Annotated in this window: 2 tRNA genes; both read left to right on the top strand. The window is 36.7% G+C overall.

The window, feature by feature from the left end:
• Positions 1 to 121: 121 nt before the first annotated feature.
• Positions 122 to 195 (top strand) — tRNA-Ile (locus QMO11_RS21885).
• Between the two features lie 13 nt (positions 196 to 208).
• Positions 209 to 282: transfer RNA gene (locus QMO11_RS21880), tRNA-Ala, on the top strand.
• Positions 283 to 376 lie beyond the last annotated feature (94 nt).

Below are 376 nucleotides of genomic sequence, written 5' to 3'. Positions count from 1 at the left end.
ACACCTCCTTTCTGGAGAGATGTTTTACACTGTTACTGAGGTAATGAATAAGCAACTTGATTTCTTATTTACTTGGTAAACAAAGAACACATTTCCTTTTATATGCATTTTAATAATTTACAGTTCTGTAGCTCAGTTGGTTAGAGCACTACACTGATAATGTAGGGGTCCGCAGTTCAAATCTGCGCAGAACTACTTATAATTTAATGGGGGATTAGCTCAGTTGGCTAGAGCGCCTGCCTTGCACGCAGGAGGTCATCGGTTCGACTCCGATATTCTCCACTGATCCATTTAGGGTTAACGTACATTGACATATTGGCAAAACAATCAAAATCATAAGTTAGTTTTAATACTAAGTATTAAATACTAATTAACA

Source organism: Saccharicrinis aurantiacus (assembly GCF_947489045.1).
Lineage (GTDB): Bacteria > Bacteroidota > Bacteroidia > Bacteroidales > Marinilabiliaceae > Saccharicrinis > Saccharicrinis aurantiacus.
The sequence above is the reverse complement of the archived record's forward strand: the minus strand, read 5'-3'. Positions and strand labels throughout refer to the sequence as shown.